Origin of the sequence: Kushneria konosiri, from assembly GCF_002155145.1 — a bacterium.
GTDB lineage: Bacteria > Pseudomonadota > Gammaproteobacteria > Pseudomonadales > Halomonadaceae > Kushneria > Kushneria konosiri.
In genome coordinates this window covers 1,748,996-1,768,298 of the sequence record NZ_CP021323.1, presented here as the reverse complement: position 1 = coordinate 1,768,298, position 19,303 = coordinate 1,748,996, and the positions used below count along the sequence as shown (strand labels likewise).

Annotated in this window: 12 protein-coding genes; 3 read left to right on the top strand and 9 right to left on the bottom strand. The window is 59.4% G+C overall.

Going from position 1 to position 19,303, the window contains the following annotated elements; genetic code table 11:
* Window positions 1–8 precede the first annotated feature (8 nt).
* The 7 genes from B9G99_RS08180 to glyA all read right to left on the bottom strand — a co-directional run bounded on the left by B9G99_RS08180 (window position 9) and on the right by glyA (window position 12,515).
* A complete protein-coding gene (locus B9G99_RS08180; RefSeq protein WP_086621606.1) occupies window positions 9–4,517 on the bottom strand; it encodes a PAS domain-containing hybrid sensor histidine kinase/response regulator in 4,509 nt (1,502 codons plus the stop codon).
* Between the two features lie 341 nt (window positions 4,518–4,858).
* Window positions 4,859–5,725, bottom strand: coding sequence for a formyltetrahydrofolate deformylase (gene purU / locus B9G99_RS08170; protein WP_086621604.1), 867 nt, complete (start codon window positions 5,723–5,725; stop codon window positions 4,859–4,861).
* A gap of 93 nt (window positions 5,726–5,818) precedes the next feature.
* A complete protein-coding gene (locus B9G99_RS08165) occupies window positions 5,819–6,454 on the bottom strand; it encodes a sarcosine oxidase subunit gamma (RefSeq protein ID WP_086621272.1) in 636 nt (211 codons plus the stop codon).
* Window positions 6,447–9,488 (bottom strand): sarcosine oxidase subunit alpha family protein, encoded by a 3,042-nt coding sequence (locus tag B9G99_RS08160; RefSeq protein WP_086621271.1) that lies wholly within the window; start codon window positions 9,486–9,488, stop codon window positions 6,447–6,449. Before B9G99_RS08160 ends, B9G99_RS08165 begins: the two co-directional genes overlap by 8 nt.
* Complete coding sequence (locus B9G99_RS08155; RefSeq protein ID WP_086621270.1) at window positions 9,485–9,874, bottom strand: sarcosine oxidase subunit delta; 390 nt, start codon at window positions 9,872–9,874, stop codon at window positions 9,485–9,487. The genes B9G99_RS08160 and B9G99_RS08155 overlap by 4 nt, the downstream gene beginning before the upstream one ends.
* Window positions 9,875–9,886: 12 nt before the next feature.
* Window positions 9,887–11,137 carry a sarcosine oxidase subunit beta family protein gene (locus tag B9G99_RS08150; protein WP_086621269.1) on the bottom strand — a complete coding sequence of 417 codons (1,251 nt, stop codon included), beginning with the start codon at window positions 11,135–11,137 and terminating at the stop codon, window positions 9,887–9,889.
* Window positions 11,138–11,183: 46 nt separating this feature from the next.
* Window positions 11,184–12,515, bottom strand: a complete 1,332-nt coding sequence (glyA, locus tag B9G99_RS08145) for a serine hydroxymethyltransferase (protein WP_086621603.1) — start codon at window positions 12,513–12,515, stop codon at window positions 11,184–11,186.
* A gap of 363 nt (window positions 12,516–12,878) precedes the next feature.
* Here glyA and fdhA point away from each other — a divergent pair, with 363 nt between their 5' ends.
* The gene (gene fdhA / locus B9G99_RS08140) at window positions 12,879–14,066 is read left to right on the top strand and encodes a formaldehyde dehydrogenase, glutathione-independent (RefSeq protein ID WP_086621602.1); all 1,188 of its coding nucleotides are present in this window, start codon (window positions 12,879–12,881) and stop codon (window positions 14,064–14,066) included.
* 233 nt (window positions 14,067–14,299) lie between these two features.
* Here fdhA and B9G99_RS08135 read toward each other — a convergent pair whose 3' ends face one another.
* Window positions 14,300–15,406 (bottom strand): FAD-binding oxidoreductase, encoded by a 1,107-nt coding sequence (locus B9G99_RS08135; RefSeq protein ID WP_086621601.1) that lies wholly within the window; start codon window positions 15,404–15,406, stop codon window positions 14,300–14,302.
* A 357-nt stretch (window positions 15,407–15,763) separates the two neighbouring features.
* Here B9G99_RS08135 and B9G99_RS08130 point away from each other — a divergent pair, with 357 nt between their 5' ends.
* Entirely contained in the window at window positions 15,764–17,050 is a 1,287-nt protein-coding gene (locus B9G99_RS08130; protein ID WP_086621600.1) for an aromatic ring-hydroxylating oxygenase subunit alpha, read from the top strand.
* Window positions 17,051–17,206: 156 nt separating this feature from the next.
* On the opposite strand, the gene B9G99_RS08125 is transcribed toward B9G99_RS08130, so the two are convergent.
* Window positions 17,207–17,455: a hypothetical protein gene (locus B9G99_RS08125; protein WP_086621599.1), complete on the bottom strand. Its 249-nt coding sequence runs from the start codon at window positions 17,453–17,455 to the stop codon at window positions 17,207–17,209.
* A 211-nt stretch (window positions 17,456–17,666) separates the two neighbouring features.
* On the opposite strand from B9G99_RS08125, the gene B9G99_RS08120 reads away from it, so the two are divergent.
* Window positions 17,667–19,250, top strand: a complete 1,584-nt coding sequence (locus B9G99_RS08120; RefSeq protein WP_086621598.1) for a BCCT family transporter — start codon at window positions 17,667–17,669, stop codon at window positions 19,248–19,250.
* Window positions 19,251–19,303: the final 53 nt, after the last annotated feature.

The following is a 19,303-nucleotide window of genomic DNA, read 5'->3' as shown; positions in this document are numbered from 1 at the left end:
GTCATTCCTCAGGCCACATCCAGCAACTTCTGGCCGACCGGTATGGAAGCGGCAAAATCCAGCGATCTGACCAGATCGACAAATTCCTCGAACCCCGCCCTCAGCTCTGGCGGCGTCATCTTCTGCAACGCTTCGCCTTGCTCGATGGCCTGCATATTACCGTCTTTCAGCAGCCCCAGAATCCTCTGCATCGCCTCACACCACTGCGCCCTGGACAGCACCTCAGAGTTATCGTGTGAAAGAGGATCGGAAGGCACGTCAAAAGCGGCGTTCAATCTTTCGACACTGGTGCGCAACAGGCCGGACAGTTCTTCAACCCATGACGTATCGGCCAATAGCGCTTTCACGCTGGCGTCATCATCATGGCGCATACGCTTCTCGAGCGCGCCGGCCATTTGCGAGAGCGACCGCGCGCCCATATTGGCACTGCTGCCCTTGATGGCATGCAGCACAAAGGCGGCGCCGGTGGTATCACATTGCGCCACGTGATCCCGCAGGAGCACGAGCTGCTTCTCCTGGTCCCGAGTAAAGCTGCTCAACACGCTGCGAATCAACTCACGGTTACCGCCGAAACGTCGATCGATCGCGTCGATGGGCTCCAATATCGAATCCTGCGGCTCGGCCTGTGGCTGCTGCACGACGGGTTCAGCGCAGGCTCGGCCGGTGTGACGCAACAGGGTAGCCACCATCCTTTCCAGATCGATGGGCTTGCCTAGGTGGTCATCCATTCCCGCCTCCAGACAGGCCCTTTCATCCGAGCCTGACGCATTGGCTGTCATGGCGATGATTTTAACTGCCCCTCTGACGGCATCCTGGCGGATCCGACGGGTGGCTTCCAGGCCATCAATATCGGGCATCTGAATATCCATCAGCACCGCATCAAACGGCTGCGCGCTATTGGTCACCTGCCGGACACCATCAATTCCGCCCTCGGCAAGCGTGACCAGAGCCCCCTCCCCCTGTAACAGCTCAAAGGCCACCTGACGGTTGAGCATATTGTCCTCCACCACCAGCAAACGCAGACCGGCCAGACGCTGAGGCTGCGCTGCACGTCGACTGGCGATGGAGGGTTCAGTGACCCCTTTTTCGTTCAATAACCCGTGAATGGTATCTGCCAGCTGCAGGGGGGTGATGGGCTTGCTGAGAAAACCTGCAAAAGGCGCCTTCCCTTCCTGCTGGGCATCATTGAGTACCTCACGCCCATAAGCTGTCACCATGATGATTTTGGGCGCCGGCTGCTCCAGGCTCTGCTGATGAATCAGACTGGCGGCACTCAAGCCATCCATGGCCGGCATTTTCCAGTCCATCAAAATGACATCGTAGCCCTTGCCCGCATGCTGCATCAGCTGCGCCTGCGCCACTGCCTGCAGGCCGTTATGCACCAGATCGGTCTCCCATCCCAGCGCCTGTGCCATACGCACCTGAATCAAACCGGCGACCTCGTTATCGTCTGCGACCAGAATACGCATCGGGCGATCAGTGCCCGGGCATGACGCACGTAGCGACATGACCTCGGACACCTCCAGATCAAGGTCAAACCAGAATCGACTCCCTACCCCAGGCTCGCTGCTGACCTGCAATTCGCTGCCCATCAGGTTGATCAGTCGTTTGGAAATCACCAGTCCCAATCCCGTGCCACCAAAGCGCCGGGTAGTGGAAGCCTCTGCCTGAGTGAAACCATCGAAAATACGTGTCAGTTGATCGGGGCTGATGCCGATCCCGGTATCGGTTACTTCAATACGGAGGCGAAGCGTCTCGTCTCGGCGCTGCAGTTCCTGAACACGGACGATCACCTGGCCCACATGGGTGAACTTGAGCGCGTTGCCGGCCAGGTTGATCAGCACCTGCTGCAGGCGCTGGCTATCGCCAATCAATGCCGTGGGCAGTTGCGGGTCCAGATCAAACAGGACTTCAACCGCCTTGTCTCCCTGATTGCCTGACAGCACCACCGCCAGGTCACGCATCAACGGTTCCAGCTCAAAGGCATGCTCATCCAGCAGTAACTTGCCGGCTTCGATCTTGGAATAGTCGAGAATATCGTTGAGCAACCCCAGCAGCGATTTTGCCGCGATCTCTGCCTTGCTGATGTAATCGAGCTGCCGAGTGTTCAACGCCGTGTTCTGTACCAGACGCAGCATGCCCAGCACGGCGTTCATCGGCGTGCGGATTTCATGGCTCATGTTGGCCAGAAAATAGGACTTGGCCGCGCTCGAGGCGTCCGCCTGCTCCTTGGCATACAGCAGGCGTGATTCCAGCTCACGCTGCGCGGTGATATCGCGGTTGATGCCGGTAACCCTGAGTATGTCACCCATGGCATCGCGCTCCACCTGAGCGCCAGCCTGCACGAAACACTCGCGCCCATCAGGCCGCACGATGCGGAATACCGGGTCAAATCTACTCCCTTGCGTGAGAGTTCGATTCAACATGCTTTCAACCATCTCGATATCGGCCGGATGCACCCGAGAGCGCCAGTGCTCATAGTTCACTCCGGATTCGCGCAGATCAACAGGCAGGCCATAGATATCGAACATGTGGCCATTCCAGTTCAGAGCGTTATCGGTGGGCGTCCATGACCAGATCCCGAGCTCGGCCACTTCGGCCGCCATCAACAGCTGGTCCCGGGCCAGAACAAGGGCAACCTCGGAGGCCTTGCGCGATGTCAGGTCCATGGCGATCGCCAGATAGCCGGTACATATCCCCTGCTCATCTCGCATGGCGGTGATGACCAGAGACACCGGCAGCTTCGAGCCATCCTTGCGGACATAGGTCCACTCTCTGGTTTCCGCAACGTTGAGATCGGCCTTGTGCACCAGGACTTGCAGGTCCTCCATGTCCTGGCCAAACTCGGCGGTCAATTCACGCGCGTGAACCGCCACCTCTTCGCTCAGATGAAAGTCGATCAGATTGCCTCGATCGATCAGCTCCTGCGCGCTGTATCCCAGCATTCGCTCGGCGCCGGTATTGAAAATGCGAATGATGCCATCGCGATCCGTGGCGATGATGGCCACCTCGGAAGCCGAATGCAGAACATTGCTCAACAGCAGGTTGAGCCCCTGAAGCCTGGCGGTACGGTCCGCGACCTGAGCTTCCAGATTGCTGTTGAGCTCGCGAATCTGCCTTTCTGCCTCAACCTGTCGAGAAATATCCCTCACCGTTGTCGAAACACCTACAACCTTGCCGTTGGAGTTGCGAATCGGTGACGCCGTAATTGATACGGGAATCAGCTGCCGGTTCTTATGCTGGCGCAGAGTGCTTAATCCGGAAACAGGTTTACCCTCACAGATAGAGGCCAGTATCGCCGTCTCCTCGTCACGCTGGTCCTCAGGGATCAAAAGGTCAACGAGGCGTCGCCCGATGGCCTCTTCGGCACTGAAGCCAAACAGAACCTCAGCCCCCTTGTTCCAGCTGGTGATCGTGCCCGAGAGGTCCTTGCCGATGATGCCGTCGATCGAACTCTCAACAATAGTGCCCAGTTTCTCCTGCTCGGAGATGACCTGCATCTGTCGTGCCCGACTAAGGTTCAGCACGCCAATCAGGCCTGCCAACAGTCCCGTCAGCATCAGCCCGACGCTCAGTACCAGCCAGGGCGAGAGCTGGTGCAACCGGTCAACAAACAAGGGGTGGACATCGAACCGCAGCTGCCAGTGGCGGCCAAAGACATCGCGCTGCGTCGTGTGTGAGAACACGACTTCCTGCGACGTGCCGTCGACTGAGTGATAAAACTCGACGCGATTAGTGGGATCGGTGATATCACTCAGCGCTAGACTGATGGCCCTTTCACGTGTACTCAGGCTACCAAGCACTTCATCGGTAATCAGCGGGGCGTAGCTCCAGCCAAACGCCTGAGCTTCGCGCTCTGCGACCGTCTCGGGCGTAATCCCACCCCGATAGATTGGCATGAGGATCAGGAAGGACTGCTGGGGCAGCCCCGTCGCCTGCACGAGTGTAATGGGCCCGCTTAGCCGTACCTCTCCGCTTCGCATGGCAGATAGGGCCGCCTGCCTGCGATTGGCTTCAGACGCGATATCAAGACCAACAGCCTGTCGGTTGCGCTCAACCTCGCTGATGTACTCAATGATGTAGTGCTCTGAATCATGCGGGGCGAGCTCGCGGATCGTGAAATCGGGCCACCCATCGGCCTTTGCCCGGGCGAGAAAGGTGTCCACATCCTGACGCGCGACGCGTCGAATAAAGCCGAAACCACGTGCCCCCGGAAACTCCCTGTCGACGTTACGGGTGCGGCTGTAACGATTAAAGCGCTCACGGCTGATGCTTCCTTCTCCCATGCTCTGAATCGCGCCACGAACGCTTTGCAACCCGTATTCGTAAAGCTTCAGACGGTTGAGCACGGCATCCGCGGTTTTTTCTGCCGCCGCGATGGCTGCCTGCTCGGCACGCTGATGGTTGAAGTTGGCCGTGGCGAGGCTGGCCGCCACGCTGAGGATCACGCCAGCGATCAGACTGAGGATTGCCCAGCGACTGGCATAAGGAGAGGAGGCCTTTTTATTGATCTGCATATCAGCCCTGCTGCAAAAAGGATCAGTCGCTGAAGAAGACGGTTGGTCATAACGTCGCCTTCAACGAAAATATTTCCGGAATGCTATTCAGAAGTTAACGGCGGCGGCAGACAAATGCTGAGTGCCCTTATCGCGCTCGCCCTCCTGGCATTGAATCATGCACAAAATCGGTTGGAAGGCATGGGAAGAAAAGCGGGCAAAATTGCGCGGTTGGCGCTTTGGAACCGGCAAGAGAAGGCTCAAAGGGAACGTGACCTGAGCGAGGCCTGCGCCCGGAAAATCCCGGAAGAAAGCCTCAAAGACCTGTTAAAAAGCGGCCCTGAGCCAAGGCCGCAGAAGCATCAGTGGCCGAGCACGACCGTGCGGCCTGAATAAAGAAACACGCGGCGCTCGAGGTGATAGCCGATCGCGCGTGACAGCGTCAGGCACTCGATATCACGCCCCTTTGCCACCAGATCCTCGGGATAGTGGGCGTGATCCACCGTCTCGACCCCCTGGGCGATGATGGGGCCTTCATCAAGGTCGTTGTTGATGTAGTGCGCCGTGGCACCCACCAGTTTGACGCCCTTCTCGTAGGCCTGATGGTAGGGTCTGGCACCCTTGAAACCGGGCAGCAGGGAATGGTGAATATTGATCGCGCGTCCGGCCAGCACATCACACATGTGCGCCGACAGCACCTGCATGTAGCGCGCCAGTATTACAAGTTCGGCATCGGTGCGCTCGATGATGTCGAGAATCTGCTGCTCCTGCTGTTCGCGGGTCTCCGGGGTGACCGGCAGATGATACCAGGGCAGGCCGTGCCACTGGGCCAGCGGCTCCAGGTCGGGATGGTTGGAGACGACGGCACAGATCTCCATCGGCAGCTGATGGGTGCGGTAGCGATACAGCAGATCGTTCAGGCAATGGTCGGCCTTTGAGACCATGATCACGACCCTTGTGCGCTTGTTCGGCGGTGTCAGTTCAAACGACATGTCGAATTCCCGCGCGCGCTCGCCAAAGTCCTTCTCGAAGGTCTCGCTGCTGAAGCCGTCCTCCAGCGGGCGAAACTCGGCCCGAATGAAAAACCCTTCGTTCAAGCGATCGTCAAAGGAACTGAGTTCGGTGATGTAGCAGCGCTGCTCCCTGAGAAAGCGCGTGACGACATCGACGGTGCCCAGCAGGCTGGGACACTGTGCCGCAAGAATCCAGGTATCGACGGTTCGGGTCATGGCATTTCTCTTGTCGTTTTCAATAGAGCCCGGGGGCGACAGAAAAGATGAAAAAAGGGCCGGGAGCGTCTGCCCCCGGCCCTTGAGCAGAGCCTAGCGTGTGACGCTGACGCCGTACTCTCTTGAAGCGTCCAGCAGCCAGCGATAGCAGTAGTCGGCAAAGCTTCGGCGAATCACCAGCTCCCAGCCATCCTCTTCGGGCCGGCGCAGGATGACCGTTGCCTTGGCAAAGACCGTGGAAACCCCCTTGCCGACCGGGAACGCCTCTGAGTGCACGTCGTAGGAAATGGATTTCATCAATACATCACGCGAGTTTTTCCCCTTCAGTGACAGGACGGTCTGACCGCCGCTGACGTTGACGATGCTGAAGTGGGCCTGGCCCAGCGACTGGCGCAGCTTCTGCTCCAGCTCGAACTCTTCACCGCCGGGCACGATCACCAGCCACTCATCAGGCGACAGCCACTGGATCGAGCGCTCGCCGCTGTCATCGGTGACCAGCGCCAGCGGCCGCGCCGGCAGAGCCATGTTCATCACCTCGCGCACCGCCTCGTCCATGACGATGGCACCGCCGCGCAGGATCAGCTGCCCCATGAAGGGCTTTTCGCTGAGGATCACGCCCGGATTGGAGGCGTGCGGCAGCGACTTCTGCTCGTGCAGCGACCAGGCCAGCGGTGACTCCGCCTTCGAATCGTCGGCCGGACGGGTCTCGAATTCCTTGACGTCAGACATTCTGGCGCTCTCCCTTGGGGTCGATAAAGACGGTGCTGACGACTTCAGCCTCGTGCACCTTGCCGTCGGACATGGGCAGATAGACCGTTTCTCCCATGCGCTCGCGCCCGTTTTTCAGCACGGCCAGCGCAAAGCTGCCTTCAAGCGACGGGCTGTAATAGCTCGAGGTGACGTGTCCCATCATGGTCATGGGGATCGACTCGTTGGGATCGAGCACGATCTGGGCGCCCTCTTCCAGCACGACGCTCGGGTCCTTCGGCTTGAGGCCGACCAGCTGCTTGCGGTCACCTCGCATGGTATCCGGACGGCTCAGGGCACGCTTGCCGATCCAGTGGAACGGCTTGTCGTAACCGATCGCCCACTGCATGCCCAGATCTTCCGGAGTCACCGAGCCGTCAGTGTCCTGACCCACGATGATCAGGCCCTTCTCGGCGCGCAGGACGTGCATCGTTTCCGTACCGTAGGGCGTCAGGTTGTACTTCTCGCCGTGCTCGAACAGGGTCTTCCAGACCTGCATGGCATAGTTGGCCTGGACGTTGATCTCATAGGCCAGCTCCCCGGTGAACGAGATACGGAACACGCGTGCCGGGACACCGGCCACGTTGCCTTCCTTCCAGTCCATGAACTTGAACTTTTCGCGGTCAAGGTCAATGTCGGTGACTTCCGACATCAGCTTGCGCGCGTCCGGCCCGGTCACGGTCATGGTGGCCCAGTGGTCGGTGACCGAGTTGAAGTAGACCTGCAGCTCCGGCCATTCGGTCTGGTGCCACAGCTCCAGCCACTCCAGTACGCCCGCGGCCCCACCGGTAGTGGTAGTCATCAGGAAGTGGTTATCGCCCAGGCAGCTGGTGGTACCGTCGTCCATCAGCATGCCGTCGTCCTTGCACATCAGGCCGTAACGAACGCGGCCCGGCGCCAGTTTGGCCCACTTGTTGGTGTAGACGCGCCCCAGGAATTCACGGGCATCCGGACCCTGAATGTCGATCTTGCCCAGCGTCGAGGCATCCAGGATACCCACACCCTGACGAACGGCGAGACATTCACGGGCCACGGCCTCGTGCATGCTCTCCTTCTTGCCGTTGGCATTGCGCGGGAAATACCAGGGGCGCTTCCACAGGCCGACGTCCTCGAACTCGGCGCCATGCTCGACATGCCACTGATGCAGTGCGGTGTAGCGTTTGGGGTCGAAAAGCTCGCCGCAATGGCGTCCCACGATCGCCCCGAAGGTGATCGGCGTGTAGTTGGGACGAAAGACCGTGGTGCCGACTTCAGGAATCGAGCGGCCCAGGCAGCGCGCGGCAATGGCCATGCCGTTGATGTTGCCCAGCTTACCCTGATCGGTACCAAAGCCCAGCGCGGTGTAGCGCTTGACGTGCTCGATGGACTCAAAGCCTTCACGCGTGGCCAGTTCGATGGCTGACGCCGTGACATCGTTTTGCATGTCCACGAACTGCTTGGGTGCGCGGGCGCCCTTCTTCTCGTGCGGTACCTGATAGAGCGCACAGGCCGGTGCTTCGCGGCGCGCCCTGGCTTCCGGCAGCTTGAGCTCTTCGGCGTCGTCAAAGCCGCTGTCGATGGCGGCCTGGCGGCCGGCACGGACGCCGTCTGCCAGCGTTTCGCTCAGCGCATAATGACCGGCGACACCACCGGCCGAAATCAGCCCCTTGACCTCGCCGGGCACAAAGCCCAGCAGCGTGTCATCCCACTGCGGACGCGTGCCGGTGTGCGAGGCCAGATGTACTACCGGGCTGTAGCCGCCGGAGCTTGCGATGGTGTCGCACTCAAGCTCCTCGATACGTCCGGTGATCACGAAGTGGTTCAAATCGACGGCCGAAACACGAGCACCGCTGACGCGCTGGGTGCCCTTCGCCTCGATCACGGCGCTGCCGGTGATGACGCGAATGCCGCTGTCACGGGCCTGGCGCACCAGATCACCGTCGGGATTGGAACGTGCATCCACGATGGCCACGACCTTGCGACCCGCTTCCTGCCAGTCCAGTGCCGCACGATAGGCGTGATCGTTGCTGGTGGTGAGTACCAGGCTGTTGCCGGGGATGACGCCGTAGCGACGGATGTAGGTCGACACGGCGCCGGCGACCATGTTGCCGGGCAGGTCGTTGTTGGCATAGACCACCGGGCGCTCATGAGTGCCGCTGGCCAGCACCACCCGCGTGGCACGCACGCGGTGCAGACGGGCACGCGACTGCCCCGGAAAGCCGGCATCAGCAGCAGTGTCGGCCAGATGTTCGGTACGACGCTCGTGCAGCGTGACGAAGTTGTGATCGTGATAACCGTTGGCGGTCGTGCGCGGCAGCAGCGTGACGGTCTCCATGGACGCGAGCTCACTGAGTGTCTGCTCGATCCAGGAGACGGGAGAGACGCCATTCAGCGTGTCGCGGCTGTCCAGCAACGAGCCGCCCATCTCTTCCTGCTCATCGCACAGCATGACACGGGCACCGCCGCGTGCGGCGCTCAGCGCGGCGGCCAGACCGGCAGGGCCGGCGCCGATGACCAGCACATCACAGTGATGATGCATGTGGTCGTAGATGTCCGGATCGGATTCGGTCGGGGCACGGCCCAGACCGGCCCCCATGCGGATGTACTTCTCGTAGGTCATCCACATCGAGGCCGGTGACATGAAGGTCTTGTAGTAGAAGCCCGGCGGCATGAAGTTGCCGCCCAGCTTGCCGACCCAGCTCATCACGTCACGCTGGACATTGGGCCAGCCGTTGGTGCTGCGCGCGACCAGACCGTCATAGAGCGCCTGCTGCGTGGCGCGCACATTGGGCACCTGGGTATCCTTGCGCGCACCCAGCTGCACCAGGGCATTGGGTTCTTCGGCGCCAGCAGCCACGATGCCGCGGGCACGGGAATACTTGAAGCTGCGATTGACGATATCCACGCCGTTGGCCAGCAGGGCAGAAGCCAGGGTATCCCCGGCATAGCCCTGATAGCGCTGACCATTGAAGGTGAACTCGAGACCGTGCGAGCGATCGATACGCCCGCCTGCCGAAAGTCGATTGCTCTGGGTCATGACGAGGTCTCCTCGTTGAGCGCCTTGTTCTCGGGCCGGGCACCGACGGTCTGCCAGCCGCCATCGGCCACCTGAGCCCCCTGCTCGTGACGAATCTCGGGGCTATCCGCCGTAATGGTCGGCTGCTCGCCCATCGGATAGGTCTCGAGGATCTCGTAGGTCACCGTGTTACGGGTGATATTGAAAAACTTGCGACAGCCCACCGAGTGCACCCACATTTCGTGGTGAATGCCGCGCGGGTTATCGCGGAAAAACAGGTAGTCGCCCCACTCTTCATCGCTGGTATTTTCCGGATCTTCCGGGCGCAAGAGGTGGGCCTGACCGCGGGGATGAAACTCCTCTTCCTCGCGGTGCTCCTTGCAGTAGGGGCAAAAGATATAAAACATGTCGGGCTCTCCTCAGTGCGCCACGCCGGCAGCGCCGTGTTCATCGATCAATGCACCGGTATGGAAACGGTCGATGGAAAAGGGCGCAGCGATCGGGTGCATTTCGCCTTTCGCCAGACTGGCCGCAAACACGTGTCCCGAACCGGGGGTGGCCTTGAAGCCGCCGGTGCCCCAGCCGCAGTTGAAATACAGTCCCTTGACCTTCGTCTTGGACAGAATCGGACAGGCATCCGGGCAGGTATCCACGATGCCGCCCCACTGACGGTTCATGCGCACCCGCGAGAACATCGGGAACATCTCGACGATCGCCTGCAGGGTGTGCTCGATGGTGGGGTAGCTGCCGCGCTGACCGTAACCGAGATAGCCGTCGATGCCGGCACCGATGACCAGATCGCCCTTGTCGGACTGGCTCACGTAGCCGTGAACGTGGTTGGACATGGTGACCGTGTTGAGAATCGGCTTGAGCGGCTCGGAGACCAGTGCCTGCAGCGGATGCGACTCCAGCGGCAGCTTGATGCCGGCCATCTTCGCCAACACACCCGAGTTGCCGGCCGCCACACAGCCGACCGTATGGGCTTCGATGTCGCCACGGTTGGTGTGGACCCCCAGCACCTTGCCATCACGAATCTTGAAGCCGGTCACTTCGGTGTTCTGCAACAGATCCACGCCATGCGAGTCGGCGCCGCGGGCAAAGCCCCAGGCGACCGCATCGTGACGCGCCACGCCGGCACTTTTCTGCCAGGAAGCGCCCATGATCGGATAGCGTGCCCGATTGGAGATGTCGAGCTCGGGCTCGATCTCCTTGATCTGCTGCGGCGTGACCACTTCACTGTCGATACCGTTGAGGCGGTTGGCATTGACGCGGCGCTGAATGTCACGCATGTCCTGCAGGGTGTGGCCCAGGTTGAGCACGCCGCGCTGGGAGAACATGACGTTGTAGTTGAGATCCTGTGACAGCCCCTTCCACAGATCCAGCGAGTGGTTGTACAGCCGCCCCGCTTCGTCCCACAGATAGTTTGACCGCACGATGGTGGTGTTACGCGCCGTGTTGCCACCGCCCAGCCAGCCCTTTTCAATCACGGCGACGTTTCTGACGCCGAATTCCCTGGCCAGATAATAGGCCGTGGCCAGCCCGTGGCCGCCGCCACCGACGATAATGACGTCGTAGCGCTTCTTGGGTTCCGGGTTGCGCCACTGACGCTCCCAGTTTTCGTGATGACCGAACGCGTGTTTAACCAGACCGAAGCCGGAATAACGTTGCATGAGCTTTCTCCTTGTCGGCCCCGATGGAGCCTGCTGTCGGCCGTGTTCAGACTACGGAGGCTTCACTCTCGAGTCGCTGATTCGCCCGGTCGTTGCTCTGGCCATAGACCGGATGACGTGCACACAGTGATTCCACTTTGCCACGTACCTCGGTCTCGACCGCTTCGGTATTTTTCTGCTCTGCGAGCACATCCAGAATGTCGCAGATCCAGGACGCCAGCTCGCGGCAGTCCTCTTCCATGAATCCGCGTGTGGTCACGGCCGGCGTGCCAATACGCAGCCCCGAGGTCACAAACGGGCTTTGCGGATCGTTGGGGACGGCATTCTTGTTGACGGTGATGCAGGCACGCTCGAGCGCGGCATCGGCATCCTTGCCGGTCACGCCCTGCTTGATCAGCGACACCAGAAACAGATGGTCATCGGTGCCGCCGGAGACCACGTCAAAGCCGCGGCTGATGAAGACACCGGCCATGGCACGCGCATTGGCAATCACCTGACGCTGGTAGTCGGCAAACTCCGACGTCATGGCTTCCTTGAAGGCCACGGCCTTGGCGGCGATCACGTGCATGAGCGGGCCGCCCTGCTGACCCGGGAACACCGCGCCGTTGAGCTTTTTATAAAGCGTCTCATCAGCGTCGGCTGACAGGATCAGGCCACCGCGTGGGCCACGCAGGGTCTTGTGGGTCGTTGTCGTCACCACGTGGGCGTGGGGCAGCGGGCTCGGATAGAGACCGGCGGCGACCAGACCGGCGATGTGCGCCATATCGACCATCAGATAGGCACCAACCTCATCGGCGATTTCGCGGAAACGCTGCCAGTCGATCACGCGCGAATAGGCTGAAAAGCCGGCAATGATCATTTTGGGCTGGTGTTCACGAGCGAGCGAGGCCACTTCGTCGTAATCAATCTGGCCGGTTTCAGGATTCAGGCCATACTGTACGGCGTTGTAATATTTGCCGGAGAAGTTCGGCGCAGCACCGTGTGTCAGGTGGCCACCGTGTGCCAGGCTCATGCCCAGGATGGTATCGCCCGGCTTGACCAGCGCCATGAAGACGGCGGCATTGGCCTGAGCACCGGAATGCGGCTGGACGTTGGCATAATGGCAGCCGAACAGCTCACAGGCACGCTCGATGGCCAGGGTCTCGACCTTGTCGACAAATTCACAGCCGCCGTAGTAACGACGCGCCGGATAACCCTCGGCATACTTGTTGGTCAGCTGCGAGCCCTGCGCCTGCATGACGTAGCGGCTGGTATAGTTTTCGGAAGCGATCAGTTCGATATGCGCTTCCTGTCGCTGTGTTTCTTCAGCGATCGCCTCGGCCAGGCCCGTGTCGTAATCAGACAGCTCTGCGCTGGGGGAGAAACCATGATGAAGCATCACGCCTCCTTATCATCAAGTCGTTTGTTATCCGGGAATGAGTCGAATGCAGTGCCAGGGGGGTATGTCGCACGCTATCCTGATGCGATGGTATCGCTGCTCCCCTGCCCTGAAATGCTTGCCGACGTCACTGCCTGGTGTATTTGCGACATGGCTGTCACTGTGCGACAGGCATAAGACCATGGGATAACGACGTCGCCCAGCCATCCTCAAACGTCGCGTACGGATAACTCTCCCTTTTGTCCCTGTTCCACTCTAGACTTCCAGGCATGCGTTCTGGCCGTTTTTGCACCATCAAGGTGCACAATTCGCCCTACTGGCCTGGTTTCTTTAAACGCAAGTGATGGCACCAGGAGATTTAGCATGTCAGACAATCGCGGCGTGGTTTACATGGGTCCGGGCAAGGTTGAAGTACAGGACATTGCCTACCCGAAAATGGAAACGCCCAACGGCAAGCCCATCGACCACGGAGTCATCCTGAAGGTGGTTTCCACCAACATCTGTGGTTCCGACCAGCACATGGTACGCGGTCGTACCACTGCCCCTACCGGCATGGTACTGGGTCACGAGATCACCGGTGAGGTTATCGAGAAGGGCAGTGACGTCGAATTTCTCAACATCGGCGATATCGTTTCCGTTCCCTTCAACGTGGCCTGCGGCCGCTGCCGGACCTGCAAGGAAGGCCACACCGGCCTGTGTCTGCACGTCAATGATGACCGTGCCGGCGGCGCCTATGGCTATGTCGACATGGGTGGCTGGGTCGGTGGTCAGGCGCGCTACGTCATGGTGCCCTACGCTGATTTCAACCTGCTTAAGTTCCCGGACCGCGATCAGGCACTGAACCAGATTCGCGACCTGACCATGCTCAGCGATATTCTACCGACCGGTTTCCACGGCGCGCTGAAAGCAGGCGTGGGCGCAGGCTCTACCGTTTATGTTGCCGGCGCCGGCCCGGTCGGCCTGGCCGCCGCAGCGTCCGCACGCCTGCTGGGTGCTGCCGTGGTCATGATCGGTGACTTCAATCACAAGCGTCTTGAGCATGCTCGAAAGATGGGCTTTGAGCCGATCGATCTGAACAAGCATGATCGTCTTGGCGAGATGATCGCCGCCGTCGTGGGCGAGCCGAGCGTTGACAGCGCCATCGACGCCGTCGGTTTTGAAGCCGTCGGTCATGGCGGCAAGGAACAGCCCGCTGTCGTGCTCAACCAGATGATGGAAGTTACTCGTGAAGGCGGCTCCATCGGCATTCCGGGCCTGTACGTGACCGAGGATCCGGGCGCGACCGAGAAGGCCGCACAGACCGGCAGCCTGAGCCTGCGCTTTGGTCTGGGCTGGGCGAAGGGTCACTCCTTCCATACCGGCCAGACGCCGGTGGTTCAGTACAACCGTCAGCTGATGCAGGCCATCCTGCACGGACGTCTCAACATTGCCGAGATCGTCAACGCACAGATCATCACGCTGGAAGATGCACCGAAGGGTTATGAGGAGTTTGACGCAGGCGTGGCCAGCAAGTTTGTGCTCGACCCGCACGGCATGCTGGGCGCTGCCTGATCACAAGCTGTCCCATGCGCTGGTAGAGGCATGACCCAAAACGCTCATGACCATTGGTCATGAGCGTTTTTTGATGGCTGCCCCCTTGATCAGGATGCTTTCGTGATGACGGCATGAATGACAGCCCCTGATCGCGCGATCAAAAAAACGGCGCTCGATACATCGAACGCCGCTTCAGGGTCGCCTCGAACGACACGGGCGGCCAGACATTGCCGCCCGTGAAGGGTTCGATATCAGAAGTCCACCACCAGGTCACCCTTGACGCGACTGCAGCACGACAGAATATAACCCTCTTCGACGTCCTCGTCGGTGATCCCGCCGTTGTGATCCATATCGACTTCGCCTGACTTGAGCTCGACCCGACAGGTGCCGCAGATGCCCATACCGCAGGCCTTGGGGATATGCAGACCCAGCTGGGCCGCCGCACTGTGGACCGTCTCGCCCAGCTGAACCTGGACGCTCTTGCCGGAGGTTGCAAACTCGACGGTGACCAGATCCGCCTCGTCGACGTTTTCGGCAGCTTCCTCGGCCATCTCGGCCATCTCGAGCGCCTCTTCCTTCACGTCAGCCGGCGTCGCACCAAACAGCTCTTCATGGTAGTGATCCATGTCGTAGTTGTTGGCACGCAGGATGTTCTTGATCGCATTCATGTAGGGCACGGGGCCGCAGCAAAATATTTCACGCTCAAGAAAGTCGGGCGCCATGAGCTCGAGCATGGGCTGGGTCAAAAAGCCCCGATAGCCGGCCCACGCCTCGCCGATATCCTCTTTCTTTTCACAGACGATGTGCAGCTTGAACTCGGGAATGCGCGAGAACATGTGCACGAGTTCACGGTGATAGATCACATCGCGCGGGGCACGGGCGCTGTGAATGAATTCGACATCAACGCTGGCATTGGTATCGAAAAACCAGCGCGTCATCGACATCAAAGGCGTGATGCCGACACCGCCGGAGAGAAAGAGCACCTTGTCGGCAGGGAAGTCGATCGAGTTGAAGTTACCGACCGGACCGTGGACGGCAATCTTGTCGTTGACCTCCATGTTTTCGTGCAGCCAGTTGGAGACCTTGCCGCCCGGCACACGCTTGACGGTAATCGAGAAGCTGTAGGGAATGGAGGGCGAGCTGGAGATCGTATAGGAGCGCATGATCTGCTCGCCTTCGATCTCCAGTTCAAGCGTCACGAACTGACCAGGCTTGAAGAAGAACAGTACGGGCTGTTCCGCCATGAAGCAGAAGGTGCGTACATCCCAGGTTTCCTGGATGATCTTGACGCAGCGAACCTCATGGCGGCCGTTGGTCCAGGTCTGAGTTGTAACCGGATTGAAGTAGTTCATTGTCATGATATTCTCTGCCTGGCAGTGCCGCAGCTATTCGCTCGCCGATCCGTGTTGACGACACGGTCCGACACCCTTTCAGTCTGGCATTCTGGTGACGCCTCTCGCACCAGGCTTGTCTGTCAGCGACACGCACATACCTTTCACCCCCATTTTCGGTCTTTCCCGGACCTGTAAGGTCGTCGTGACACTCTTTCATGTCGCGGGTAGACAACCGAAATCCATGGCCTTATACCACAATCGCCATCAATCAAGATGGATCAGTTTTACATGCGTGAATACCAGGTCTCACACAACAAATAACATCCGCTCAACCGTATTGTCGCTTTCTCTCAAACAGCGGCAATGAAAAGGATATTTGGTATGGACATGACAGCTTCATATGGCCCGGATGACCCTCTGAACCAGGCCCGCCAGGCCGCGGCCGACCTGCTTCAGAACCGAAACCCCACCTACTCCCTGCCCCAGCCGTTTTATAACGACGCGCGTTTTTTCGCGCTCGACATGCAGGAGGTATTCGAAAAGGAATGGCTCTTCGCCGGCATGACCTGCGAGATCCCTGCCAAGGGTAACTTCATGACGCTGGAGATCGGCAACAACCCGGTCGTCATCGTCCGGGGTGCCGAGGGTGTGGTCCATGCCTTCCACAACGTCTGCCGTCACCGTGGTTCGAGACTGTGCACCAAGGAAAAGGGCAAGGTTGCCAAACTGGTCTGTCCCTACCATCAGTGGACCTACGAACTTGATGGCCGCCTGCTGTTTGCCGGCAGCGACATGGGCGTCGATTTCGACCTCAATCAGTTCGGTCTCAAACCGGTCAATGTGCGCACTGCCGGTGGCTTTATCTTCATCAACCTGAGCGAAGAGCCGCCCGTCATCGATGACTTCCTGGTCACCCTCGAGCACTACCTCGAGCCGTACAACATGGACAACGTCAAGGTGGCCACGCAGACCACCATCGTTGAACAGGCCAACTGGAAGCTGGTCATCGAAAACAACCGTGAGTGCTATCACTGCAACGGCGCACACCCGGAGCTGCTCAACTCACTGATCGAATTCGATGACACGGAAGACCCCCGTGCCACCGACAAGTACAAGGATCTGGTCACTCGCAAGCAGGCTGACTGGAACAACGAGCAGGTGCCCTGGCAGCTCAAGCGTTTCGGCAAGCGCAACCGTCTGACCCGCACCCCGCTGCTGGATAACGTGGTCTCCATGACCATGGACGGCAAGCCGGGCTGCAAAAAGCTCATGGGCCGTCTGACCAGCCCCGATATGGGCTCGCTGCGTATCCTGCACCTGCCCAACTCATGGAACCACTTCATGGGTGATCACGCCGTGGTCTTCCGTGTCCTGCCGCTCGGTCCGCAGCAGACCATGGTCACCACCAAGTGGCTGGTCCACAAGGACGCGGTTGAAGGCGAGGATTATGACGTCGAGCGCCTGCGCCACGTCTGGGATGCCACCAACGATCAGGATCGTCAGCTGGCTGAAGAGAACCAGCGCGGTATCAACTCGAAGGCGTATCAGCCCGGCCCGTACTCCGAAACCTACGAGTTCGGCGTCATCGACTTCGTCAACTGGTACGGCGAGCGCATGCTGACCCATCTGGGATACGACGCTCCGGCACTGCACCTGGCCAAGGGTTGATCGATCAGACCGCTTGCTCCCAGGGGCATTTGAAAGAGCGGTAAAACGTTGATCGATCAGACCGCTTGCTCCCAGGAGCATTTGAAAGAGCGGTAAAACATTAAAGGGACTGGCCACGACTCGTGTGCCAGTCCCTTTTTTATGTTGTTTCAAACCTTACTTCGACTCATTCAGTGCCGGCAGCAGATAGTGATCGATGGCCTGTCGCACCGACGGGAGCAGGATATCCGAGCGGCTGACCAGTTCATCCACCAGCTCCTTCAAGCCATCGACACCCTCTCCTCGATGCTTGCACAGCGCCATGCGGGCACAGGTATCCGGCCCTGCACCTTCGGGAATATGGACGCCAAGTGCCACCAGCCGCATACGAAAATCATCGCCATCAATCAGATCGACAATCATCATCTTCACGCCCTCTTGTTGTTGCCCTTTGATCAATCGCTACGCATCGATATTAAAGGCAATAGACGAATGGCGCGCTCATGCGAGCGGCAATGGATACGTTGGCGTCGCTTTTAAATAAATGCCTTTTCGAGGGGAGACAAAGAATGCGTAACAGCCAAAAAGGGGGCTGGTTGCACAATAACCTTTTGCATAAGAACAAAGAGGACCGCGTATGGATGATCGTAATTCATTACTGACGTCGGGCCAGGACAACAAGCAGATGATGGGCATGGATTTCCACCATCCCGTTTTTCCGCTTTCTGCCGCCGCCATTCTCGCCTTTCTTATCTATGCCCTGATCTATCCCGACATGGCCAACGCCCAGCTGGGTCTGGCCAAGAGCTGGTCGATTGAACATTTCGACTGGCTTTTCATGATTTCAGGCAACGTTTTCGTGATCTTTTGTCTGGCATTGATCGTACTGCCGGTCGGTCGCATTCGACTGGGGGGCAAGAATGCCAGACCCGAATATTCTCGCATGTCCTGGTTTGCCATGCTCTTTGCTGCCGGCATGGGGATCGGTCTCATGTTCTGGAGCGTGGCCGAACCCGTGGCCTACTACACGGACTGGTACGGCACGCCTCTCAACGCACCAGCTCGCACGGCTGAAGGCGCCAGTGCGGCCATGGGTGCCACCATGTTCCACTGGGGTCTGCACCCCTGGGCCATCTACGCCGTGGTGGGATTGTCACTGGCCTTTTTTGCCTACAACCGCGGATTACCGCTAACGCTTCGCTCCGCCTTTTATCCTATTCTCGGCAAGCATACCCGTGGCTGGGCCGGTCATATCATCGACATTCTGGCCGTTCTGGCCACGGTCTTTGGTCTGGCCACCTCGCTGGGCTTTGGTGCCTCCCAGGCCGCCGGCGGGCTTGCCTATCTCTTCAATGTCCCCAACACACTGGGCACACAACTGGCCATTATCATCGTGGTCAGCGTGCTGACCCTGATTTCGGTATGGCGTGGCATTGATGGCGGCGTGAAGCTTTTCTCCAACATCAATATGATCATTGCTGCCCTGCTACTGCTCTTTGTTCTTGCCGTGGCACCCACCCTGACCGTACTGGCCGGCATCGGCAAAACGGCGGTCGATTACGCGACCCATATCCTGCCGCTGTCGAACTGGATCGGTCGCGATGACGGCACCTGGTATCATGGCTGGACCATCTTTTACTGGGCATGGTGGATCTCTTGGTCCCCGTTTGTCGGCATGTTTATCGCGCGCGTTTCAAAAGGCCGCACCGTCCGTGAATTCCTGATTGCCGTACTGCTGATCCCGACCGTGGTCACGCTGGTCTGGATGAGTACCTTTGGTGGACTGGCGCTTTATCAGGTCACCAACAACATCGGCAAACTGGCCAACGGTATCGATGACGTATCGCTTGCCATGTTCCACATGCTCGAGCAGCTTCCCCTGTCCGGTGTGACCTCGTTTCTGGCCATTGTTCTGGTGCTGGTGTTTTTCATCACCTCATCGGATTCGGGCTCGCTGGTCATTGATAACATTACGGCCGGCGGCAAGACCGATACGCCCCGCGGCCAGCGTGTGTTCTGGGCCACCATGCAGGGCTCGATTGCCGGCGTGCTGCTCTACGGTGGCGGCACAACGGCCATGAGCGCTCTTCAGGCCGGTGCCGTCGCTACCGGACTGCCGTTTACCGTGGTGCTGCTGTTGATGTGTTGCAGCCTCTATATGGGCCTGCATCGAGAGCTGTATGGGCCAGGGTCACCGACCGGCGCTGCTCAGCCGCTTTAATTCGATAAACCGGATATACTCGACGCAGAACAGGGCCGCCCTTCGGGGCGGCC